General features: G+C 69.7%; 15 protein-coding genes. 7 read left to right on the top strand and 8 right to left on the bottom strand.

Annotated features, from left to right (window positions below; translation table 11 throughout):
- The 8 genes from V6B97_RS00055 to V6B97_RS00090 form a co-directional block, all read right to left on the bottom strand.
- Nucleotides 1-1,476, bottom strand: a complete 1,476-nt coding sequence (locus tag V6B97_RS00055; RefSeq protein WP_333504447.1) for a radical SAM protein — start codon at nucleotides 1,474-1,476, stop codon at nucleotides 1-3.
- Complete coding sequence (locus V6B97_RS00060) at nucleotides 1,469-2,554, bottom strand: glycosyltransferase family 2 protein (protein ID WP_333504448.1); 1,086 nt, start codon at nucleotides 2,552-2,554, stop codon at nucleotides 1,469-1,471. The genes V6B97_RS00055 and V6B97_RS00060 overlap by 8 nt, the downstream gene beginning before the upstream one ends.
- Entirely contained in the window at nucleotides 2,551-7,605 is a 5,055-nt protein-coding gene (locus tag V6B97_RS00065; protein WP_333504449.1) for an FkbM family methyltransferase, read from the bottom strand. The genes V6B97_RS00060 and V6B97_RS00065 overlap by 4 nt, the downstream gene beginning before the upstream one ends.
- A 75-nt stretch (nucleotides 7,606-7,680) precedes the next feature.
- The gene (locus V6B97_RS00070; protein WP_333504450.1) at nucleotides 7,681-8,403 is read right to left on the bottom strand and encodes a TylF/MycF/NovP-related O-methyltransferase; all 723 of its coding nucleotides are present in this window, start codon (nucleotides 8,401-8,403) and stop codon (nucleotides 7,681-7,683) included.
- On the bottom strand, nucleotides 8,400-10,448 hold the full coding sequence (locus V6B97_RS00075; protein ID WP_333504451.1) for a cytidylyltransferase domain-containing protein: 2,049 nt from the start codon (nucleotides 10,446-10,448) through the stop codon (nucleotides 8,400-8,402). The genes V6B97_RS00070 and V6B97_RS00075 overlap by 4 nt, the downstream gene beginning before the upstream one ends.
- Entirely contained in the window at nucleotides 10,445-11,716 is a 1,272-nt protein-coding gene (locus tag V6B97_RS00080) for a glycosyltransferase (protein WP_333504452.1), read from the bottom strand. Before V6B97_RS00080 ends, V6B97_RS00075 begins: the two co-directional genes overlap by 4 nt.
- Nucleotides 11,716-12,861, bottom strand: coding sequence for an N-acetylneuraminate synthase family protein (locus V6B97_RS00085; protein ID WP_333504453.1), 1,146 nt, complete (start codon nucleotides 12,859-12,861; stop codon nucleotides 11,716-11,718). The genes V6B97_RS00080 and V6B97_RS00085 overlap by 1 nt, the downstream gene beginning before the upstream one ends.
- Entirely contained in the window at nucleotides 12,858-13,550 is a 693-nt protein-coding gene (locus tag V6B97_RS00090; protein ID WP_333504454.1) for a winged helix-turn-helix transcriptional regulator, read from the bottom strand. Before V6B97_RS00090 ends, V6B97_RS00085 begins: the two co-directional genes overlap by 4 nt.
- Before the next feature lie 354 nt (nucleotides 13,551-13,904).
- Between V6B97_RS00090 and V6B97_RS00095 the strand changes: the two genes are divergently transcribed.
- From V6B97_RS00095 to V6B97_RS00125, 7 genes are all read left to right on the top strand, one after another.
- Nucleotides 13,905-14,897, top strand: coding sequence for a hypothetical protein (locus V6B97_RS00095; RefSeq protein ID WP_333504455.1), 993 nt, complete (start codon nucleotides 13,905-13,907; stop codon nucleotides 14,895-14,897).
- A 340-nt stretch (nucleotides 14,898-15,237) separates the two neighbouring features.
- Nucleotides 15,238-16,800 (top strand): ABC transporter substrate-binding protein, encoded by a 1,563-nt coding sequence (locus tag V6B97_RS00100; protein ID WP_333504456.1) that lies wholly within the window; start codon nucleotides 15,238-15,240, stop codon nucleotides 16,798-16,800.
- Nucleotides 16,801-17,351: 551 nt separating this feature from the next.
- Nucleotides 17,352-18,329 (top strand): ABC transporter permease, encoded by a 978-nt coding sequence (locus tag V6B97_RS00105; RefSeq protein WP_333504457.1) that lies wholly within the window; start codon nucleotides 17,352-17,354, stop codon nucleotides 18,327-18,329.
- Between the two features lies 1 nt (nucleotide 18,330).
- Nucleotides 18,331-19,251, top strand: coding sequence for an ABC transporter permease (locus V6B97_RS00110; protein ID WP_333504458.1), 921 nt, complete (start codon nucleotides 18,331-18,333; stop codon nucleotides 19,249-19,251).
- A 3-nt stretch (nucleotides 19,252-19,254) separates the two neighbouring features.
- Nucleotides 19,255-20,256, top strand: coding sequence for an ABC transporter ATP-binding protein (locus V6B97_RS00115; RefSeq protein WP_333504459.1), 1,002 nt, complete (start codon nucleotides 19,255-19,257; stop codon nucleotides 20,254-20,256).
- Between the two features lie 160 nt (nucleotides 20,257-20,416).
- Nucleotides 20,417-21,436 (top strand): ABC transporter ATP-binding protein, encoded by a 1,020-nt coding sequence (locus V6B97_RS00120; RefSeq protein ID WP_333504460.1) that lies wholly within the window; start codon nucleotides 20,417-20,419, stop codon nucleotides 21,434-21,436.
- 70 nt (nucleotides 21,437-21,506) lie between these two features.
- Nucleotides 21,507-22,817 (top strand): HD domain-containing protein, encoded by a 1,311-nt coding sequence (locus tag V6B97_RS00125; protein ID WP_333504461.1) that lies wholly within the window; start codon nucleotides 21,507-21,509, stop codon nucleotides 22,815-22,817.
- Nucleotides 22,818-22,824 lie beyond the last annotated feature (7 nt).

The raw sequence follows: 22,824 nt of genomic DNA on the forward strand, positions 1-22,824 counted from the left end.
TCAGGCGTGGCCGCGTTCCAGAATGTCGGCGCAGCGGGCCAGTTCCGGGTCGGGATGGGATGCGGCCAGCGCGCGCAGCAGGACCAGCGCGTCCGGAACCACGTTGGGGTCCACATCCGGGTCCACGTCCGGATGCTGGGGCAGGGCGCGAGCCTCCGGACGGTACAGGGCGCTCAGTTCCACGGGCAACCGGCGGTGGTCGGCGGGCAGGAAGAAGTCCTCCGGCGCGGCGGCCAGGATGCGCACCACCCAGTCCGGCGCGTTGCGCAGGATGGCCCGCAGCTTCTGCACGAATTGCAGTTCCTGCGCCACGGGCAGGGGGCAGCGGTCGCACACCGTGCCTGCCGCGCCGCCGGTGCCGGAATGGCTGGCGCCCATGCCGTTTATACCGTCCATGCCGTCCGCACCTTCAGGGCGGTCCGATCCATCGCCCGCCGCGAAGGCCGCGCGGGTGCGGGTAAATGCCGGGGCGTTCCAGGCCGCGCCGAAATCGGGGTGCGCGTCCAGCCGGGTGAAGTCGTCGTCGGCGTCGGTGGCCACGCAGCACGGGCCGAACGCGCCGTCCGGGTAGATCATGCCGCTGGCGTACAGCCAGTCGCAGCGGCGCGGATCTCCGGGACCGTTGGCGGGGCCGGGCGTGGGGGCCACCTGCCCGGCGGTCAGCCGCTGGATCAGCGTTTCGCGCCGGGCCAGGCCCGCATCGTAGGCCGGGCCGGAGACGGGCCGTTCCGGCATGGGGGCGGTCATGGGGTGCACCCCCTGCTCGCCGGGCGTGCCGGGCGGCAGGGCGTAGCCGGGAAAGAATTCCAGCAGGTCCAGCCCCATGTCCGTGGCCATGGCGCGGGCCGCGTCCACCTCGTGCTGGTTGTGGGCGAACAGCAGAAAGCGCCATTCCAGCAGGGGGAAGCGCAGCCCCATCTGCCGCTTGCGCCGGGCCAGCCCGGCCAGGTTGTCCATGACCAGGGCAAAGTCGCCCCCGCGCCTGTACTGCCCGTAGGTGGCCGCGCCGGCCCCGTCCACGGATGCGCTGAGCATGCCCAGGCCCGAGCGCAGCAATGCCTCCTGCCGGGCCGGGGGCAGGGGCACGCTGAGGTTGGTGGAGACCACGGTGAAGGCCTCCTCCCCGGCGGTGCGGGCGAGGTGTTCGTGCAGGCGCGGGTGCAGCAGCGGTTCCCCGGCGCTGAAGTACCAGGCCAGGAACAGGTCCGGGGCCACGTCCGCCGCCAGCCGTTCGTGCAGGGCGGCGTCCATCAGGGCGCGGCCCCGGCGGATGGTGGAGTTGCCCACGGCGCAGTAGGGGCAGTGCAACTGGCACAGGGTGGCGCAGTCCACGGTGAGGTCGAAGGGGTGGTGCGCCACCCGCGCGGCCCCTGCGCGGCGGGCGCGCAGGGCCAGCAGGAAGTTGGCGTACTTGCGCACCTCTCGCCGGGGATCGCGCACGCGGGGCAGGATGTGCGGCAGGGCCAGGTCACCCACGGCGGGCCTCCGTGTCCATGCCAGTGTCCGCGTTCGGGTCCGTGTCCGGCGCGCAGTCCCCTTCGGTCAGGAACGAGCGTTCCTCGTCGGTGAGCACGACGCGCTCGATTATGGGATACGTTGCGCTGGGGGGATACGCTACGCTGGGGGGATACGCGCCGGAAGGATGGGCCGTGCGGGGTTCCGGCATTTCGTCCGCGCCCGCCGCGTCTGTCCTCACCATTTCCTCGCGCCAGACGCCGGGCTGCGCGGGTTCCCGCTCGCGCGCCATCAGCACGAGCCGCTTGGAATGCTCCAGCAGCCGGGCGAAGCGCCCCGGCGCGTGCAGCCCGTTTTCGCGCCCTTCGTGGCTGCGCGCGGAGTACAGGGTGTGCGGCACGTGGACGAAGCGCGCCCCGCCCAGGGCGAAGCGCAGGAAGCATTCGTGGTCGTCGGCGTCGGCGGTCTCGTCGAAGGGGCCGAAGCGGTCGTGCAGGGCGCGGCGGTACAGCTTGGCCACGCCGCACAGGTACCAACTGCGGAACGAGGCGTCGAAGGAATGCTCCGGCAGGCGGAACTCGCGCAGGATGCGCATGTCGTCGTCCACCACGAACATGTCGGCGTAGGCGAAGTCCGCCGTGTCGTCCATCAGCGGCCGGGCCAGGGTGGAGAACAGCTGCGGGTGGCAGATGTCGTCGGCCGGGACGAAGGTGCAGTAGTCGCCCGTGCACTGCGCGAGGCCCAGGTTGTAGTTGGCCGTGGAGCCCGCGTTGGCTTCCGCCCGCAGGAACACGATGCGGCGGCCCGTGCGGGCGTAGCGGGGGTGCACGGCGCGCTCGATGACGTCGGCCGCGGCGTCGTAGCGGCAGGCGTACGAGGCGGTGGCCCCGGCCACGTCGCGCAGGAAGCGCCGGATCACCGCCAGGGAATCGTCGGTGGAGGCGTCGTCGGTGATGACGATTTCCAGGTTGGGGTAGTCCTGGAACATCAGCGAGTCGAGGCACGACCCGATGTACCGGCCGTGGTTGTAGCTGGGCACCACCACCGAGATCAGCGGGTGGCCGGAGTGTGCGGTACGGTGGCTTTCGTCCGTGTTCATGGTCGCTCCTTGGCGGGCGTTGCCCCGCTCCCCCCGGTTTCCCCCCCGTCGGGAAATCCGTAGTAGCTGACCCGGAACGGCGCGGGGTAGTCCCCCGAGTCCCCGGCGTTCAGGACGGCCCGCGCCAGCCCCGGCGGCGGTGGTGCCGGTCGCGCCTGTCGGGTGGTCGCGCAGGCCAGCAGGGCGGCGTTGATGGCCGCCGGGTCGCGCATCAGGCCCGTGGACAGACGCAGGCCGTACCCCCACGCGGCCATGCGTTCCGCGGGCGCGCCCAGGTCGAAGGTGACCGGGTACAGCCCGGCCAGCACCGCCTCGGACAGGGTATAGGAATACGTTTCCGGCCACACGGCGGGCAGGAAGGCCAGATGGTACGGTTCACCTCCGTTCGCGGCCAGCAGGCCGGGCAGTTCGTCCCCGTGGTAGCGGCCGGTGATGGTCACCCCAAGCTCGCGCAATGCGTCGTCGCGGTCGGTGTAGCCCACCACGGTGAAGGCGAGGGGCAGCCCGGCCTCGCGGGCGTGACGGGCGCAGTTCTCCAGCACGTGCGATCCCTTGTGCGGTCCGATGGCCCCGATGACCGCCACCCGCAGGGGGTCGCCAGGTGCGGGGGACGCGGGGGGTGCGGCGGCGGGTGCGTCGCCTGCGTGACGGTCCGCCGTGGACCGGGTCAGGGGGGATGCTGGGGGGGACGCCGGAGGGGACGTTGGGGGCGGCGTTTCCGGGTGGGGCCGCACGACGATGCGCGCGGCGCAGCCGGGAAAGTGGGCGGCCAGCCGCCGGGCGGTGTCCCGGCTGGGGGTGAAGATGGCGCGTGTGCCTTCCAGCAGCGTCCCCCACGCCGCGCGCCAGCGCACGATGTCCGTGTTGCCGAGTTGCGGCGTTTCCGCCGCGATGCACGCGACGCAGCGCCACGGCGCGCCGCCCTCCATCTGTCCATCCCCGTCCAGCGCCGTGGGGCAGGGATAGCCGTCCGGCCCGACGCAGGTGATGCGCGGGCACAGCGCGGAAAGGTCGTGCGCGGTGACATCGCAGGGGATTTCCAGCAGCCGGGCCACCAGGGGCAGCAGTTCCGGCGCGGCGTGCGGGTACCCGGCCAGGTTGTGCACGTGGATGTGGCCGATGTCCAGGTCCGCCAGCACTGCCAGCAGCGCGCCGAAGTCTGGCGGCAGGTCGAAGGCCAGGTTGGGCAGGTGCAGCGGTCCCGGTCCGTGTGAAGAGGCGGGCAGGTTCACCGCCCACACGCACCCGGCGTCGTTCCCGCGCGGGCGCAGCACCAGCGCGGGCGCGCCTTCCGCCGCCAGCCGGTCGCACAGGTCCTGCACGTGGCGTTCGGTGCCGCCGCCCCAGTTGTGGGTGACCATCAGCACCGGGCGGGCCGCGTCGTTGCCGGGCGCGGGGAACCGCTGCGCCAGCGCGCCCCGCAGCCGGGCCAGATCCAGCGCCCGGCGGGCCGGGCGGGCCGGGTCCGCCGCGCAGTGGGCCGCCACGGTGCGCAGGTAGTCCGGGTGCAGCCGCTGTATCGTCTCGAAGGCCGCCTCCTTGAGCGGGGCGGCAGCATCACCGAAGGACATCTCGCCCGCGTGGCGCACGAACACGTCGGCGGCCAGCAGGTGGCGCCAGCCCAGCCCGGCGGCGCGCATGCAGAAGTCGTTTTCCTCGCCGTAACCCCGGCCGAAGGTGGCTTCGTCGAACGGGCCGGTGGCCGCCAGGCAGGCCCGGCGGATCAGCATGCAGAAGCCCACCGCCGTGGGAATGTCCACGGCCGTTCCGGCGTTGACCGTGGCGGCCAGCGCGTCCAGCGCGGCGGAGTCCAGTTCCAGCCCGGCGCGGTTGTCGCGCTCGGTGACCGGGTAGCTGCAAATGGTGGCGTTGTTGGACAGCGGGGTGACGCTGCCCGCGTCGGGCCGGGCGGAGAGGTGCGCGGACAGGCGGCCCAGCCAGCCGGGAAAGACGAGGGTGTCGGAATTCAGCAGCACCACGTCGCGGTCCGGGTGCAGGGCCATGCCCGCGTTGACCGAGGCCACGAAGCCCCGGTTGGCGGGATTTTCCACCAGTTCCACCAGCCCCAGCCCGGCCAGGCGGCGCATGGCCTGCGTCAGTTCCGGTTCCGGGCTGGCGTCGTCGATCACCACCACGTGGGCGCGGGGGGTGATGGCCGCGTTTCCGGCATCGGCGGCGAGATCGGCGGCCAGCACCGAATGCAGGCAGGCCAGGGTCTGGGCCGCCCCCGTGTATACCGGTACGATGACGTCGATGACCGGGCGCTGCGGCATGTCGTTTCGTGCACCAGGCAGTGCCGCCCGTCGCGCGGCCAGTTCCGCCCATGCCGTGTCGTCCGGTGGCGCGGGCCACGGTTCACGGGTGTCCGGCTCGTCGATGGCCGGGCGTTCCGGCGCGGTGGCGTCCAGGGCGTGCAGCAGGCGGGCGCGGGCGTCATCCGCAACGCCGGGGGGCGTCGTTGCATCTTCCGTCCCCGCCAGCAGTTCCCCGGCCGCGCGGACGGTGGCGCGCAGGGTGGTGATGCGCCCGTGCTGGCGGCCGGAGCGGGCGTTGGCCGCCACGCAGTGTTCCTCGGCCCGCTTGCGGCGCAGGTCGGACAGGGCTAGGTCCAGCCGCACGGCGGCGGGTACGCGTTCCTCGGGCTGGCCGTAGGCTCGGGTTTCCAGCAGGGCGCGGGCAAGGTCGGCGGCGTCGCGGATTTCCGTTCCGCAGGGCGCGGGCAGGCTGCCGTCCTCCAGCCGTTCGCGCGGGATGCACAGCAGCGCGCCCTCTTCCGCCGCGCCGAACACGTTGCGACTGGCCCCCCGGAAATTGGCGGGGTTGAAGGCGGGCAGGCGCAGGTGAAACACCGCGTAGCCCCAGGCCAGCGCCTGCCGCGCGCAGGGCCAGGCCCGCGCAAAGCCGGGGCATTCCAGGTGCAGTACCGGGCGGCAGGCCCGGACGGTGGCCGCCGCCCCACGCAGGATGGCGGCCTCGTCCCCTTCGGCGTCCACCTTGATCAGGTCCAGCCGTCTGCCGGTGCCCGCCATTCCGGCTTCTGGCTTGATCAGGTCCAGCCGTGCGCCGGTTACGGGTGTTTCCGGGGCGGGCAGATGCAGGCCCAGGCCGTCGATGGTCAGCAGGGGGATTTCGTCGGTGGCCCGGTCCGTGCCCTGATTCGTGTCCTGAACCGTATCCTGACCCGTGCCCTGTGCCGGGGCGTCGGCCGCATCCAGCAACCGCACCGCGCCTATATCCAGCAGGCGCACCGCGCCAAGGTTCTGCCCCTCGGGCGCGGCGATGCGGGGCACCCGGGCCGTGCCCGCGCGCCCCGCCGCCCCGGCCCGCACCGGGGCGACCACGTCCGCAAGGCCGTTCACGGCCACGGTGCGGCGCAGCAGGGCGAACACCTCTGCCTGCGGCTCCAGCGCGGTCACCCGCCCCTGCGGCCCGGCCATGCGGGCAAAGGCCACGGCGTGGGTGCCCACGTTGGCACCCACGTCCAGCACGCGGCCGCCGTGCGGCACGTAGGGGGCCAGCGCGTCCAGTTCAGCCTGGGCCCATTCGCCGTAGATGGCCAGCGCCATGCCCACCGGGCCGTCGAAGTCGAAGTGGTGGATGACCCCCTGGCGGCACGGGGTGGCCATGACGTGGTCTTCGAGGTGCGCGGGCAGGTCGTCCGCCGGGATGTTATCGGGCGAGGTGTTACCGGGCGTGGCGCTATCGGAAGAAACGGCACCGGGGGGCACGTCGGCGGCAACCGTCGTCATGCTTCGGCCTTTGGGCCGTTCGTCCGCATCCCCCGCATGTTCGCCGTCTCCGTCCTCCTCCGCGTCGTCGTACAGGAACAGTTCCAGCGGCCCCACGGTGAACAGGTCGCCCTCCCGCTCGGACGGGTCGAAGCGGATCGAGCGTAGCGTTGCCTCGCCGCGCATGGCCGTTTCCACGTCGGCGCGGGTGAAGCCGTTCATGTGCGGCACGGAGTGCAGGGTGCGGTCGGCGTACACCGCGCCGCTCTCCTCCAGCCGGAAGTAGGCCTTGGCGAAGTTGTGCTCGCGGAATTCGCACAGGTTGGCCGAGCGCACGTTGACCATGGCGATGCGGTCCACGGCCACGTCGGGCAGGCGGTAGGTGATGCCGGGGTCGCCGGTGACGGCGCGGAACACCGGCTGGATGGCGTCCGCTCCGCTATCAAGCCCCGTGGGCAGCTCGCCGTCCGGGGTGCCGTTTGAGGTGCCGTCCGGGTCGCCGCCCGCCACGGGCACGGCGTTGGCGATGCGTTCCGGCCACACCAGCAGGTGGCGCAGGGGGCGCGTCTTGCGCAGTTCCGCCGCGAAGGAGATGCCCGACTCGTCGCGCAGGTTGATGTTGCACAGTTTGGGGTCGTCCGACGCGGCGCAGGGGGTGCGCCGCGCCTCGAAGCCGCAGTCCGCCGCCGCCCGGCGCAGGCTGGTGAAGTCGTGCAGCCAGCGGTGGCCGCCCATGCGCAGCCCGGTGTTCACGGCGTCCATGCCGTTGCGGCAGCGCATCACGTCGGCGAAATAGTCGCCGCTGCCCACCAGCGTGGAGGCGTCGAAGCGCTGGCCGTAGGTCCACAACTGGCCGATGTCCGGGGTGAGCAGCCGGGCCACGCCGCCGGGCCGCAGCAGCACGTTCATGGAGCACAGGATGTACAGCTGTTCGGTGAGGAAGAAGTGCTCGATGACGTCTTCCGCGTAGAAGGCGGCCACGCTGCCCGCAAGGCGGCGCGGCCACACGTCCAGCAGGCGGCATTCGCGCACCCGGGCGTCGTGGGGCAGGAAGTCCAGATTCACGAAGCCGTCCAGCACCGCGTCGCCGCAGCCCAGATGCACGTACGCCCCGGCGGCGTCCGCGCCCTGCCAGTCGTCGTGCGACCAGGCGAACCACGCGGCCAGGCGGGGGTTGCAGCGGGATAAACCAGCCATGTCGGGAAGGCCGGCCAGATCGGGAAGGGCGGGGCCGGAAACCTCGGACAAGGTGGCCGGGGTGGCAGGGCGGGAAGTATGGCCGGTCATGCCTGTCATGCCTGTAATATGGGTCGGGCTGGTCATGGTAAGGGCGGTGTCCTGGGGTTGCGGGCGGTGCGTGGCGGCGGTGGCCGGTTCGGGCGCCGGTTCAGGGCCGGTTCAGGCGCGGGGCTTCACGCCCATGCGGCCGGTGTAGTCGGTGCGGGCCAGCAGCGGCGGGGTGGCCCCGGCGCGGGCAAGGTCCGCGAAATAGGCGTCCACGGCGCGGCCCACGCCGGGAAAGTGGCCGTAGTCGTCGATGCACAGCACCCCGCCCGGCGACAGGCGCGGGTAGAGATGGGTCAGTTCGTGCAGCACCGAGGCCGCGTCGTCGGTGTCCAGATGCAGCAGGGCGATGGCCTCGGGCAGCCCGGCGTTGGGAATGGTCGCCTGCACCGGGCCGCGCAGCACGTGCAGACGGTGCGCCGGGTAGCCGGTGCGGGCGAAGTTGGCCATGGCCACGGGCAGCACGTCGTCCCTGGGGAAGGATTGCAGGGTTTCGCCGGTGATGGAGGCTTCCTCCACGCCGTCGGGGAACCCCTGGAAGGTGTCGCACCAGTAAAGGTCGCGGCCGGTGCTGCCCGACTGATTCAATTGGGCCAGCACGGCGGCGCAGAAGCAGGCCGAGCCGCCCCGGTACACTCCGCATTCGAGCAGCGCGCCGGGGACGCCCGCCTCGGTGATGTGGCGCAGGACCAGGTACAGGGCGTGGAACCGCTCCACCGACAGCAACGAGGCGTCGCGCCACGCGAAATAGGCGTCCCAGAACAGCACGTCGGTGATGTCGGGGTAGCGGGGTCGCGGGTCGTCCCGTTCGGCGTTGATGGAGGCGGCGTCGGTCATGCGGGTTCCGTGGGGTCGGGCTGGTGGCCGTGAGGCCCGTGAGGCCCGTGAGGGCCGGGTGCGCCGGGTGCGGCGGCCGGTATGTCCGGATGTCCGTCGTGGGCGGCCAGGGCCACGCCCCGTGCGGCGTCCAGGCGCGAGGCGGTCAGCGTGGCCTGGGCGCGGCCGATGGGAATGGGATGGTAGGCCAGGCCGGTGGATTCGCCGGGGCCGGAATTGCACGGGCCGGAACTATCGGGACAGGGCGCGCCGGGTGCGCCATCCCTGATGGCGGGCCGGGCGCGCAGCAGGGTCAGCGCGCCGTCGCGGCACCATACCTCGGGCAGGTCCTGCCGCCGGGCGGGCACGTCCGGCACGGAGATGACCGAGCCCGCCCCGTCCACCCGCTTGAGGTGCGCGGGATGCACCGGCGCGGGCGACACGGAGCATACGGGCAGCCCGCATTCGGCGGTGGCGGGAGCAAGGGCGGCGGTGACGAAGTCGCGCAGGGTGGCCGCGTCCAGCAGGGCGGCCCGTCCGTCGATGCACAGGATGTCCCGCCCGGCAAGAAGAAGGTGAACGACCGGGCCGGGGGTGCCCGGCCATGCGGCCGCGGCGTTCCTGGTGGCGATGTCGTTCTGGCCCAGCAGCGGCACCGGCCATGCGGCGCGGCGATCCGCGAGAAATTCCGGCAGGGGCAGCAGGGGCAGCCCGTAGCGGCGGGCCACGGCGCGGGCCATGGCCCCTTCGCCGCACAGGGCCAGCGGCGCTTCGGGCAGCGCGGCAAGCACCGCGTCCAGCACCCGGCACGGCGTGGGCGTTCCGGCGATGTGCAGGTATGGCCCGTCCGGTTCACCGGTACGTTCCGGCCCGTCTGGCCCGTCTGGGGCACCCTGCACTTCGGGCGGCAGCACCACCACGCAGGCGAGGTTTGCGGGTTCCGCCATGTTCCCCATGCCGATGGTGATGGGCGCAGCGGACGCACGGGTCCGGGCGTCCGCCTCGTCGTCTCCGGCGGCCGGGTGCGCGATACGGTGCGCGGCCACGTCGGCCGGGGTGCACGCCGGGAACGGGTCGTCCCCGTCCAGCAGCAGGCGGCAGGTGGCGAGGTCCCACGGCTCGTCGATGTCCACGCCCTGCCGGGCGGACAGCACGTGGGCCATGGGTTCCGCCGGGGGCGCGGGCACGTCGGCCATGTACTGCCGGAACCACGGCTGCACATGGTAATAGGGCCGGTTGCAGGTGATGGAGAAGGCCCCGCATTGCAGGAACCGTTCGCCATCCGGGCGGTCATGTTCCGGGCCGTCTCCTTCCGCCGTAGCCTGCCTGCCGCCCAGCGGGTGGAAATCCGGGGTCAGGAATTCCCGCGACACGGCGGGCAGCCGGGCCACGGTCTGGAGCGAGGGGCGGTTGGCCGCCGCCAGCCGGTCCACGGCGCGGCGCATTTCATCCGGGAGCAGGCAGGGGTGGGTGGCCGACACGGACAGCAGGAAATCGGGCACACGGCGTTCCACCAGCAGCATCCACACCTGTGCGAAGACCCATGCGTCAAGGGGAGAGGCGTCGTCCGTGGCCAGTTCCGCCGGGCGCAGGAAGGGCACGTCCGCCCCGGCGGCGCGGGCCGCCGCCGCGATGTCCGGGCAGTCGGTGTTGACCATGACCCGCGTGATGGACCCCACCGACCGGCAGGCCCCGATGGCCCGCGCCACGAGCGGGATGCCGCCCACCGTGCGCAGTGCCTTGCGGGGCACCCCGCGCGAGCCGCCGCGCGCCGGAATCACGGCCACCACGTCCCAGTCCGCGCGGGGCATGCGCACGTCGCGCCGGGCCGGGTCGGACAGGCGCTGATGACGCACCCGCCCGCAGTCCATGATCCAGTCGTACAGGGCCGAGGAGGGCAGGCCGTGGTCCAGCACCCGGCGCACGGCGGCCTCCGTGCGGCCCAGCCATGATTCCGTCACGGCCAGCACGCACAGTTCGGAGGGCATGACCGCCGGGTCGGGCAGGATGGCGCGGCAGCCGGGCAGGTCCGGCGGCGGGGGCGAAAGAGGGTGCGGCGCGCTCATGCCCGGTCTCCCGGAATGGTGGCGATGGCGGCAGCGGGGGCGCCGGGCGAGGGGGACGCCGCGTCATGCGGCGCAACGTCGGTCCCTTGCGCCGCCCCGCGTTGTGCCGCCTCGCGTCGCGCTGCCCCGCGTCGTGCTGTGTGGACAAGGTCCGGCAGGGTCACGGCGAAGAAGCGTTCCGCCGGGCCATCCAGCGCAAGGTCCGGCTGCCGCCAGTTCCGGGCGGCGGCCACGGGGTCGCGGGCCAGGGATGCGTAAGCCGCGCCGTACACGGCGGCGATGCGTTCCGGCCGCCAGTGGGCTTCCATCCAGCCACGGGCGGCCCGACCCACCTCTTGCGCCTCGTCGGGGTGGTCCAGCAGGTAGCCCAGCACGTGGGCCGCGTCTTCCAGCCGCACGTCCACGAAAGGGCAGGCGTCGGTGGGATAGGTGTCCGTGGGATAGGCGTCCGTGTCCGCCATGTGCGCCAGCACCCGGCGGCAGCGGCCATCCAGGTGGGCCAGCACCGGCTTGCCCTGGGCAAGGCCCTCCAGCCCGGTCAGGTGGCAACTGCCGGTGACCAGGTCGTCCACCACGATGCGCGCCAGACGCTTGGCGGCCAGGGTCTGGGCCAGCGGCGTCCTGTGCACCAGATGCCAGCTGGCCCCGCGCGGCAGGCACGCGGCGCGCACGACGGCCTCGGCCTCGGGCCGGGCCTTGGTGTTCCAGCGGTCGGCCCAGGCCGAGTGCAGCCGGGTGGGCGACAGGAACACGTCGTGGCGTAGCGGGCTGTGTACGGCCGGGTCGTGCGGCAGGTAGTCCGCGTCGTCGATGGGCAGGGGGTTGGGCACTACCCGCGCGCGGGGGTAGCAGCGCTCCTGAAACTGGCCCACCACCAGCGCCGGGATGGGCTGGGCCAGCAGGGCGGCCGGGGTAATGCCCATGCGGGCCGCCACCAGCCCCGGTTCGCTGTGGAACTGGCGGACTGCCAGGACGTTCTTTTTCGGCGGCGCGCCCCTTTCCGCCAGCGCCCGGAAGTCGATGGGCGCGAAGTGGCGCGAATCCAGGTCCAGGTAGTTGTGGAAGTGCAGGATGTCGGCCTGTTCCGCCAGTTCGCGGGCCAGGTCCGGCGTTTCGTCGAACACCACGTCCTGCCCGAAGTCCTCGCTGCCGTAGCGCGTCAGGTCCACCAGCCGGGCCGTGCAGCCGGGCAGGTGGGCGTTCAGCGCCCGGACCAGGCGCAACGGCGCGCCCGCCAGCGGGGTGACGGCGAAATGGACGACGCGCATCACGCGGCCCCGGTCCCGGAATCCGGGGCTTCCGCCCCGTCTCCCGTTTGCACCGGCATGGCCAGCATGGCGGGCAGAAGCTGCCCGTCGCGCGGCAGGTCCACGGTCAGGGAATTGCCGACCACCGCATCCCACAGTTCCGGCGACAGGCCGTCGCCGGGGCTCTTCACGGCCAGGTCGTCCGGGGCCAGCACCGTGCCCGCCGCCAGGTCGCGCGCGGCCACCAGGCTTTTGCGCAGCTTCACGGCCATGGCCGCCTCGGTGGGGGTGACGCGCTTTTCGGTCACGCCCATGGCCCGCTCCACCTCGCGGATCATCCGGACCAGCAGGGCCAGGTCGTCCGGCTCCAGCGAGGCCCGGTGGTCGGTGCCGCGCTGGGTGCGGTCCAGGGTGAAGTGGCGCTCCACCAGGCACGCCCCGCGCGCCACGGCGGCCACGCTGGGCCCCATGCCCCGCTCGTGGCCGGAATAGCCTACGGGCAGGCCGTACCGCCGGGCCAGTTCGTCCATCACCGGCAGGGCGATGTCCGCCTCGTCGCAGGGGTAGCTGGAATTGCAGTGCAGCAGCACCACCTCGCGGTGGCGGGCGCAAAGCTCGGCCACGGCCCGGTCCACCTGTTCCAGGGTGCTCATGCCCGTGGACAGCACCACCGGCAGGCCCAGCGCGGCCACCCGGCGCAGCATGGGCACGTTGACCACGTCCGCCGAGCAGACCTTGAGCAGTTCCACGTTCAGGCCGGCCAGCACGTCCAGGCTGGGAGCGTCCCAGGCCGAGGCGAAGAAGGCCATGCCCAGCGATTCGGCCAGTTGCTTCAGTTCCGCGAACCGGGCGGCGGAAAGCTCCAGCGCGTCGCGGTGTTCGCCGTAGGTGGCCCCGAAGCTGTTGGGGCCGCCATACGCGGCGCGCGCGCCCTCCGTGGTGAGCAGGGCCGAGGTGTCGCGCTTCTGGAACTTCACGGCGTCGGCCCCGGCGCGGGCGGCCTCGCGCACCATGCGCCGGGCGGTGTCCATGTCGCCCTGGTGGTTGTTGCCCACCTCGGCCACCACCAGGCACGGGCAGCCGGGGCCGATGCGGCGGCCCGAGGCCAGGGTGATGACGGGCGCGGCAGGGCCTGCGGCGAGGGGGGTGGCGGGGAAAGCGTTCATAGCAGCACGACGACCTCCCGCGCCGATTCGGGCATGCCGGGCATGGCCAGCAACTGTTGCTGGATGGCGCGCTGGTGCGCGAACGAGGCCACCACCACCGCGTCCACGGCCAGCAGGCCGGGTTCGGCCAGCAGGGCCGCCGGGGGCTGCACGGCATGCCCGTGGAAGGGGGCGCCGTGCTTGGCCTCGTCGTTGTCCACCACCAGGGTCACGTCGAAGGGGGTGCCTTCCAGCGCGGCCAGCACCACCTCGCCTGTTTCGGCCGCGCCGAACAAGGCGAGACGTAGCGGGGCAAGACGCAACGGAGCAAGGCGCAACGGGGCGCTGTGGATGGACGCGCCTTCCGCGTGCCGGGCGGCCAGCGGTTCCAGCCGCCGCCGCACCAGTTCCTTGATGGAGGCGAACCCGCGCACCATCTCGGCGCAGTACTGTTCCAGCATGCTGCGCCGCGCTTCCTGCCCCTTGTCGGTGAGTTTGTAGGCGAAGCTCTTGCGGTTCACCGGGGCGAACTGGACCATGCCCTCGCGGTGCAGTTCCGCCAGGTACTGGTTGACCATGGCGCTGCTGGTGTGGCTGAACCGGGCCAGCTGGGTCTGGCTGAGCCGCTCGTTCTCGGTCAGCGCCTGCACCACGGACAGCAGGCGCAGCTTCTTGGATGGCCGGATGTAGTCCTTGCCCTGGAAGAACATGGAGCCCCCGAAAAATCATTCAGTATGTTTATGATCGATTCTGGCAGGCCAGGGGGGATGTGTCAAGCAGGGTGCGGAAACTTCGCGGCTGGCGCGGGCTGACGGGGAATGGGCCATGCCTGGGCGGCTGCGGATTCTGCCGCGTGCCCGTTGCGGCGGTATCCTCGTCGCCTGCCCCGTGCTTCACCCACAGCGGTTATCCTTGACGCATGGCGGCTTCCGGGGCAGTGCTCATGAACGCGCGGCGCACGGGCCACGGGCCCGCTCGGGGGAGTTCAGGCCGCCGCGCGCGACACCACGGACGCACGATCATTCGGGGGCATGCCGCGCCAGAGGCATGCCGCAGGAGCATCAATGGCATTGTTCGGAAAGAAGGACGAGGAACACGCGCCGGATCTGGTGTATCAGCAGTTGCGCCTGGCTGCGGACCGCCGGGCGCGGTTCTACGTGGTGGTGCGCACCCGCGACGGCAAGCAGCATTCGCTGCCGGGGCTCATCGAATCGTACGAAGGTCCCACCCTGCTCATCGACATGTCCAGCGGGGTGCGGCTTTCCTCGACGTGGAAGGGGCAGGTGGTGGAGTGCTACTTCCGCATCGTGGCCATGGCCCCCCAGCGCACGGAACAGCATTTCATGTTCGCCTCGCGCATCCTCGACATCCGCGCCCTGTCCACCGGGCTCATCGTGGAACTGGAAAAGCCCGCCGCCATCGAGTCGGGCCAGCGCCGCCGCAGCGTGCGGGTGCGCCCGGTGCCGGAACTGGTGGGCCTGCTGGAGGTGCGGCGCGACCAGTCGCCCGACGACGGCCCGCTGCCCCTGGCGGCGCTGGACGGCTACCAGCGCATCACCGGCGTGGCCGCCCAGAATCCGCTGGAGGGCGAGGCCACGGCCCCAGCGCAGGCCCCCGCGTCTGCCGCATCTGCCGCATCTGTCACATCGGGGCAGCCCCCGGCCCAGCCCGCGTCCAGCCCGGCCAGCGACTCGCAGCCCTGGCTGGCGGACATTTCCGCCGGCGGCCTGCGCGCCTGCGTCGCCCCCCGTGCGGGCGAAGGGGGCGAAAAGGGGCCGCTCACGCGCGGCGACCGGGTGGTGCTGCGCGCCATCCTGCACTGGCCCGGCGGCACGCACCAGCCCCTGGACGTGCTGCTGAAGGCCGAGGTCTCCACCCGCATGCACACGGGCAGCCTGCCCGGCGGGGTGGACGTGGGGCTGGAGTTCGTGTTCGACGGCAAGCTCGACGCCGACGGCACGGTGACCTGGGTGCCCGTGCGCGACGGGGTGTACCGCATCGCCCAGTGGGTGAACGCCGTGTACATGGAGTATATGCGCAAGGTGCGCGCCCAGTAGGGCTATTTGGAAACAGCCCCTGGGGGCGGCGCGCACGTTCCCGCTGCCCGCGCCCTGTCCCCAACGGCCGCCGCGCCCGTGCAGGTGCGGCGGCCGTTGTGCGTTCCGCCTACACGCTGATTTCACGGTACATTTGCGTAGTGCGATTTGACAATATTCGCACGGCCCACTGCTTGACGCACCTGCCGCCGGATGGTCTACAGGACTGTCGGTCTCACTGCATCGGACAACGCACCGCGGGCATCGCTGGTGCTGGCCGGACGGCTGCGGGACGAGCCGTCCGCCCGGCCTTGCCGGACCCGTGGGACGTCATTGTAGCAACAACCGCTGGAGGTACTGGATGAAACGGACCATCGTACTGCTTCTGATGATGCTGGCCGCCGTGCTGGCGTTCGGCCCCAGGGCCGAGGCCGCCGAAGGCAAGACCTTCCGCGTCGGCATCGCGTCCGACCCCGAATCGCTCGACCCGCACATGCAGCTTTCCGGGCCCATGCTGGCCTACTCGCACTGGGTGTTCGACCCCCTGGTGCGCTGGACCCAGGACATGAAGTTCGAACCGCGCCTGGCCGAGAAGTGGGAACAGGTCAACCCCACCACCGTGCGCTTCTTCCTGCGCAAGGGCGTGAAGTTCCACAGCGGCAACCCCTTCACCGCCGCCGACGTGGCCTGGACCGTCAAGCGCCTGAAGGAATCCCCCGATTTCAAGGGCCTGTACGTCAAGTTCGCCGAGCCCAAGGTGGTGGACGACCACACCATCGACATCGTCACCACCGAGCCCTACGGCCTGGTGATGAACCTGGCCACCTACATCTTCCCCATGGACTCCAAGTTCTACACCGGCACCGACGCCGCGGGCCAGCCCAAGGGCGCGGTGGTGAAGAACGGCCCCTCGTTCGCCAACGACAACGCCTCGGGCACCGGTCCGTTCATGGTGGCCCAGCGTGAGCACGGCGTGAAGCTGGTGCTGAAGGCCAACCCCAACTACTGGACCACGCGCGGCAACGTCGACACCATCGAACTCACCCCCATCAAGAACGAAGCCACCCGCGTGGCCGCCATCCTGAAGGGCGACGTGGACTTCATCACCCCCGTGCCCGTGCAGGACTACGACCAGCTTGCCAAGAACCCCGACGTCGAGCTGATCACCATGGCCAGCACCCGCATCATCACCTTCCAGCTGAACCAGAAGCGCAGCCCCGCCCTGGCCAACCCCAAGGTGCGCGAGGCCATCATCGCCGCCACCGACCATGCGGGCATCGTGGCCAAGATCATGAAGGGCTACACCGTGGTCACCCAGCAGCAGGCGCCCAAGGGCTACCCCGGCTACATCGCCGACCTGAAGCCGCGCTTCGACGTGGAGAAGGCCCGGAAGCTGATGAAGGAAGCGGGCTACGAGAAGGGTCTGGAACTGACCATGATCGCGCCCAACAACCGCTACGTGAACGACGAGAAGGTGGCCCAGGCCTTCGTTTCCATGATGGCCAAGATCGGCATCAAGGTGAACCTGAAGACCATGCCCAAGGCCCAGTTCTGGGACGAGTTCGACGCCCAGGTGGCCGACATCCAGATGATCGGCTGGCACCCGGATACCGAGGACACCGCCAACTACGGCGAATACCTGCTGATGTGCGCCAACAAGGACACCGGCATGGGCCAGTACAACAGCGGCAACTACTGCAACCAGAAGTACGACGCGCTGATCGAGGAAGCCAACCGCACCACCGATCCCAAGAAGCGCGATGCCGTGCTGCAGGAATCGGAAAAGCTGGCCTACGACGAGGCAGCCTTCGTGCCGCTGCACATGGAACCGCTGTCGTGGGCGGCCCGCAAGACGGTGAAGAACGCCAAGGCGATCATCAACGTCCAGGACTTCCCCTACTTCGGCGACGTGGTGATGCCGTAACGATGAACGGGCGCGGGAGGTTGCAAGCCTCCCGCGCCGTTTCGACGGTTTCGTGAAGGCGGGCGGGCAGGGGAACACCCCTTGCCTGCCCCGCCGAAATTTTGTAGCCCACCGGGCGGGGATCACCCCGTTACCGACGCGCGGCATTCCGCCGCCCCCGCATTCCGCACGCGCCACGGGCCATGCCCAGGCCCTTCCGGGCTCCTTTTGGCGTTGCCGGACACGCGCGGGCGTTCCCAGCAGGCCCACCGGAACACGGTGCGCCGTCGTGGCCGGGTTGCGGACAACGCCGCGCACGCCGTTTCGCGCCTTCGCGCTTTCGTGGCCGCCGCACGCGTTCCCGCCGCCCCTGCCCGCGCAGGGGGAACATGGACCAATCCATGGGCAGGGTTCACGCATGCGGCCACTGTCGCGCGCGGGCGCTGCCCCGTCGTCCCCCGTCACCCCGCCCCGTTCCCGTACGGTGCGGGGCCCGCATAGTGTGTGTGGGGGGACGCGCGGCCCGCGGCGCCGCGGCAACCAGCAACGCCGTTACCGGCAACGAGACGCACATGTTCGCATTCATCGTCCGCAGGGTGGCGCAAGCCCTGCTGGTCATGTTCATCATCAGCTTCATCGGGTTCGCCATCAAGCAGTCCGTGGGCGACCCCACGCGCGAGATGGTGGGCGTGTCCGTATCCGTCAAGGAGCGCGAGGCCCTGCGCGAAAAGCTGGGCCTGAACGACCCGTACCTGGTCCAGTGGGCGCGCTTCACCAAGAACGCCGTGCAGGGCGACCTCGGCACCTCGTACTTCTACCGCAAGCCCGCGCTGGACGTGATTCTGGCCAAGGCCCCGGCCACGCTGGAACTGGTCTTCGTGGCCCAGTGCATCATCGTGCTCGTCTCCGTGCCGGTGGGCGTGTATTCCGCGTGCCGCCCGCGCTCGGTGCTCTCGCGCCTGTTCATGGGCATCAGCATCGTGGGGGTTTCGGTGCCGGTGTTCCTGACGGCCATCTTCATGATCTACATCTTCTCGGTGCACCTCGGCTGGCTGCCCTCGTTCGGGCGCGGCAACCCGGTGGAGATATTTCCGGGGTGGACATCGGTGCTGACCACCTGGTCCAACTTCAAGCACATCATCCTGCCGTCCATCGCCCTGTCGTCCATCATGCTGCCGCTGTTCATCCGGCTGATCCGCGCCGAGATGAAGGAAGCGCTGGAGACGGAATACGTGAAATTCGCGCGGGCCAAGGGCCTGCCCGAATGGCGCGTGGTGATGGTGCACGCCTTCAAGAACACCCTCTTGCCGGTCATCACCGTGGGGGGCGTGCAGCTTGGCATCATGATCGCCTTCACCATCCTGACTGAGACGGTGTTCCAGTGGCAGGGCATGGGCTTCATGTTCGTGGAGGCCGTGGAGCGCGCCGACACCGCGCTGCTGGTGGCCTATCTGATCTTCGTCGGGGCCATCTTCGTCGCCGTGAACACGGTGGTGGACCTGATCTACGGTTTCGTGAATCCCATGGTCCGCATCGCGGGGAGGAAGTAGCATGGCCGGTCTTCTGCGGCGGTTCCGCCAGTCGTACTTCCTGTATTCCTTCCTGCGCGACCCGGTGGCGGTGACCAGCTTCGCCCTGTTCGTGATCCTGGCCTCCTCGGCCCTGCTGGCCCCGGTCTTCGCCCCGCACAACCCCTACGACGGGGCCAACATCGACATCATGGACGCGGAAACGCCCCCCCTGTGGAAGGACGGCGGCAACCCCGCCTTCCTGCTGGGTACCGACAACCAGGGGCGCGACCTGTTCTCGGCCATCCTGTACGGCATGCGCGTGTCCCTGCTGATCGGGGTGGGCGCCGTGGCCATGCAGGCGTGCATCGGCATCATGGTGGGCCTGCTGTCCGGCTACGGCAGCCGCAGGCTGGACAACATCCTGATGCGCATCGCCGACGTGCAGCTGTCGTTCTCGTCGTACATGGTGGCCATCTTCCTGGGGGCCATCGTGCAGATGACCTTCGGCGTGGGCCGCTACGAGCAGGTGGCCGTGCCCTTTCTGGTGCTGGTCATCGGACTGGCCGAATGGCCGCAGTACGCGCGCACCGTGCGCGCATCGGTGCTGGCCGAGAAGAAGAAGGAATACGTGGAGGCGGCGCGGGTCATCGGGCTGAAGCCGTTCCGCATCATGTGGCGGCACATCCTGCCCAACACGCTGACCCCGGTGCTGGTCATCTCCACCGTGCAGGTGGCCAACGCCATCATGAGCGAGGCGGCGCTGTCGTTCCTGGGCCTGGGCATGCCGGTGACCAAGCCGTCGCTGGGCTCGCTGATCAAGTCGGGCTTCCAGTACTTCTTCAGCGGCAGCTGGTGGATTACGCTGTTTCCGGGCGTGGTGCTGATCCTGCTGGTGCTGTCCATCAACCTGCTTGGCGACTGGCTGCGGGACTTCCTGAATCCCAAGCTGTACAAGGACTAGCCCATGCAACCGCTGCTCGACGTATCCAACCTCACCGTCAAGTTCGCGCTGCGCGACACCGCGCTCACCGCCGTCAACGATGTCTCGTTCACCCTGGCCAAGGGCGAACGCCTGGGCCTCGTGGGTGAATCGGGCGCGGGCAAGTCCGTCACCGGCTTCTCCATCCTGAACCTGGTGTCCAAGCCCGGCTTCATCGCGGGCGGCTCCGTGCTGTTCGAGGGCAGGGACCTGACCAGGGCCGACGCGGAAACCCTGCGCGACATCCGCGGCAACCGCATCAGCATGATCTTCCAGGACCCCATGATGACCCTGAACCCGGTGCTGACCGTGGGCACGCAGATGATCGAGACCATCCGCGCCCACAAGAAGGTGACCCGCAAGGAAGCCGAGGCCATCGCCCTGGACAAGCTGCGCAAGGTGTACATTCCCTCGCCGGAACGCCGCCTGACCCAGTACCCGCACGAGTTCTCGGGCGGCATGCGCCAGCGCATCGTCATCGCCATCGCGCTCTTGACCTCGCCGTCGCTGATCATCGCCGACGAGCCCACCACGGCCCTCGACGTGACCATCCAGGCCGAGATCATGGACCTGCTGCTGGAGCTGTGCCAGTCGGAGGACATGGGCCTCATCCTGATCACCCACGACCTTGGCGTGGTCTCGCAGGTCACCCAGAAGATCGCGGTGATGTACGCGGGCGGCATCGTGGAGATGGGCGACACCGCCAACGTGGTGGGCGCGCCGCTGCACCCCTACACGCGCGGCCTCTTGGGCGCGCTGCCCCAGTGTGCGGACAAGGCCGACTGCGGCCTCGAGACCGTGGCCGCGCCCCGCGCGCGCCGCCGCCTGAACCAGATTCCGGGCAGCATGCCGAGCCTTTCCGACGTGCCGCGCGGCTGTCCGTTCAACAACCGTTGCGAGTTGTGCGAAACCGTGTGCACCACCACCCGGCCGCTGCTGGAAAAGAAGAGTGACGGGCGGTTGGCCGCTTGCCACATGGTAGCGTAGGGATTGTTTCGAAATTGTCTTTTCGCCCGTTGGCTGCGTCAAACTTCGCCTGCCATATCGGTCGAATACGATAAGAGTATGCTCCCTCATGGCAGGCTCGTTTTCCTTGCCAACGAACGAAAATCCTAATTTGGAAACAACCCCTATGGGGAACGTCGGAATGACCAATCAGAACACCGCACTGCTTTCGCTGCGCAACGTCGTCAAGCACTTCGACATCTCCGGCGGGCTGCTGGACCAGCTGCGCCTGTCGGGCGGGCGCATCACCCGCAAGCGCACCGTGGTGCACGCCGTCAACGACGTGAGCTTCGACATCCTGCCCGGCGAAACCCTGAGCGTGGTGGGCGAGTCGGGTTGCGGCAAGTCCACCCTGGCGCGCACGGTCATCGGCCTGTACCGGGCCACCGGCGGCGAGATCCTGTACCGGGGCGAGCGCATCGACAACCTGAGCGACGCGGGCATGCTGCCCTACCGCACCCGCATGCAGATGGTCTTTCAGGACCCCTACGCCTCGCTGAACCCGCGCATGAAGGTGCGCGAGATACTGGAAGAGCCGGTGCGCTTCCACAACCCCGGCATTTCCGACGCCGACGTGCGCGCCCGCGTGGCCGCCGTCATGGAGCAGGTGGGCGTGAACCCGCTGTGGGGCGTGCGCTACCCGCACGAATTCTCCGGCGGGCAGCGCCAGCGCATCTCCATCGCCCGCGCCCTGGTGGTGGACCCCGAGTTCATCGTGGCCGACGAGCCCATCTCGGCGCTGGACGTGTCCATCCAGGCGCAGGTGCTGAACCTGATGATGGACATGCAGGAGCAACGCAACCTGACCTACCTGTTCATCAGCCACGACCTGTCCGTGGTGGAGCACATCTCCACCCGCGTGGCCGTCATGTACCTGGGCAGCCTGTGCGAACTGGCCAGCGCCGCCGACCTGTTCGGCGCCCCGCGCCACCCGTACACCCAGGCCCTGCTGTCGGCCATCCCGCGCATCGGCGGCAAGGCCGCCGCGCACATCAAGCTCTCCGGCGACGTGCCCACCCCCATCAACCTGCCCTCGGGCTGCGTGTTCCACGGCCGGTGTCCGCACGCCAACGAACGGTGTACACGGGAAGTGCCGAAAGCCCGCCAGCTTGAAAACGGTTCGCTGGTGGCCTGCCACGGCGTGGAGGAAGGGCGGGTGTAGGCTCCGGAGCGGCCACCAGGGATGGCATGGGATTACGGGCGGCGGCGCGTTCCGCCGCCGGAGGAGAATCATGCGGGATTGGCAACAAGCCCTCGGCGCCAGGCGCAAGATACGCGACCCGTTGTACGGGTATGTGTATCTTACGGAAGAAGAGCGAAAGATCGTCGATACGCCGATCTTCCAGCGCTTGCGCCGGGTGGGGCAGCTTGCGCTGACCAAGTACGTGTACCCGGCCGCCGAGCATTCGCGCTTCGTCCATTCGCTGGGGGCCATGCACTGCGCGACGCAGATATTCACCGGGATCGTCGGCAACTCGGCCGCCGATATGGGACTTGATCAGGGTGACCAGATCAACAACCTGAAAAGGCTGCGGTTTGCCGCCCTGTTGCATGACATAGGGCACGTGGCTTTCTCCCATGCAGCGGAGGACATGATCCTCACCCCGCTCAAGCACGAGCATTTGGGGCGGTACATCATAGAGAACCACGCCCCCATAGGGGACGTGCTGGACGAGCACGCCACCCCGGTCATCGGCATTCTGTCGGACCAGTTCCTTGCGAAATATCAGTTGCTGCACCAGATCATTTCCGGACATCTGGATGCGGACCGTGCCGATTACCTGATGCGCGATTCCCACGCGTGCGGGGTGAAGTACGGCGAATACGACGTGGCGCGCTACATGCAGGCGTTCGGGGCCACGCGGCAGGACGGCCTGCTCAAGCTGTTCGTCAACGAGCGTGACGTGTTCGTTGTCGAAGCGTTCCTGATGGCGCGGTATCATTACAACATGCAGGTTCCGTATCACCGTACCCGTACGGGATATGACCTTGTCCTGAAACGTTTTTTCAGGGAATTCCTGCCTGCGTGGGAAGACGCGCAGCTTGATCTCGACTGGGCGAACGGTGTGTTCACCCGCGTCGACCTGGAAAAATTCGAGTGGTTCGACGACTACACGATCTTCGGCCATATCAAGCGGGAAGCGCGCGCAGGCAACCCCTGGGCGAAGATGCTGCTGCGCGGCGGGCATCTTTGCCCCGTGTACGATACGACCAGCACCGTGACCGGGGCCGAAGAAGCCTACAAGGCCATTCTCGATCAGCTGAAGGCGGCGGGGTTGCGCGCGGACGAGGACTTTTTCCACTGGATGAAAACGGAACAGGTGTCCAAGCTGGCGGTCTCCGACGACGAGGGAAACGAATCCCGGCCAAGCCAGGAAACGATCTATGTCCGGACAAAGGACGCCGGCCTCGTTGACATCATGTCCTATTCACCTATTCTCTCCGCCCTTCGCCCGGTGACAATCTACCGGATTTATACTACCGAATCGCACAGGACCATGGCAGAAGAACTGGTCAGGAAGACCTGCGGCAAAGCGTGCTAGAAGGAGC

Source organism: Nitratidesulfovibrio sp. 1201_IL3209 (genome assembly GCF_036763125.1).
Classification (GTDB): domain Bacteria; phylum Desulfobacterota; class Desulfovibrionia; order Desulfovibrionales; family Desulfovibrionaceae; genus Cupidesulfovibrio.

Excerpts from the sequence above, each read along its gene's own strand:
- V6B97_RS00060 (WP_333504448.1), bottom strand. The coding sequence starts at position 2,554 with ATGAACACGGACGAAAGCCACCGTACCGCACACTCCGGCCACCCGCTG.
- V6B97_RS00065 (WP_333504449.1), bottom strand. The coding sequence starts at position 7,605 with ATGACCAGCCCGACCCATATTACAGGCATGACAGGCATGACCGGCCAT.
- V6B97_RS00070 (WP_333504450.1), bottom strand. The coding sequence starts at position 8,403 with ATGACCGACGCCGCCTCCATCAACGCCGAACGGGACGACCCGCGACCC.
- V6B97_RS00075 (WP_333504451.1), bottom strand. The coding sequence starts at position 10,448 with ATGAGCGCGCCGCACCCTCTTTCGCCCCCGCCGCCGGACCTGCCCGGC.
- V6B97_RS00080 (WP_333504452.1), bottom strand. The coding sequence starts at position 11,716 with ATGCGCGTCGTCCATTTCGCCGTCACCCCGCTGGCGGGCGCGCCGTTG.
- V6B97_RS00085 (WP_333504453.1), bottom strand. The coding sequence starts at position 12,861 with ATGAACGCTTTCCCCGCCACCCCCCTCGCCGCAGGCCCTGCCGCGCCC.
- V6B97_RS00090 (WP_333504454.1), bottom strand. The coding sequence starts at position 13,550 with ATGTTCTTCCAGGGCAAGGACTACATCCGGCCATCCAAGAAGCTGCGC.
- V6B97_RS00095 (WP_333504455.1), top strand. The coding sequence starts at position 13,905 with ATGGCATTGTTCGGAAAGAAGGACGAGGAACACGCGCCGGATCTGGTG.
- V6B97_RS00100 (WP_333504456.1), top strand. The coding sequence starts at position 15,238 with ATGAAACGGACCATCGTACTGCTTCTGATGATGCTGGCCGCCGTGCTG.
- V6B97_RS00105 (WP_333504457.1), top strand. The coding sequence starts at position 17,352 with ATGTTCGCATTCATCGTCCGCAGGGTGGCGCAAGCCCTGCTGGTCATG.
- V6B97_RS00110 (WP_333504458.1), top strand. The coding sequence starts at position 18,331 with ATGGCCGGTCTTCTGCGGCGGTTCCGCCAGTCGTACTTCCTGTATTCC.
- V6B97_RS00115 (WP_333504459.1), top strand. The coding sequence starts at position 19,255 with ATGCAACCGCTGCTCGACGTATCCAACCTCACCGTCAAGTTCGCGCTG.
- V6B97_RS00120 (WP_333504460.1), top strand. The coding sequence starts at position 20,417 with ATGACCAATCAGAACACCGCACTGCTTTCGCTGCGCAACGTCGTCAAG.
- V6B97_RS00125 (WP_333504461.1), top strand. The coding sequence starts at position 21,507 with ATGCGGGATTGGCAACAAGCCCTCGGCGCCAGGCGCAAGATACGCGAC.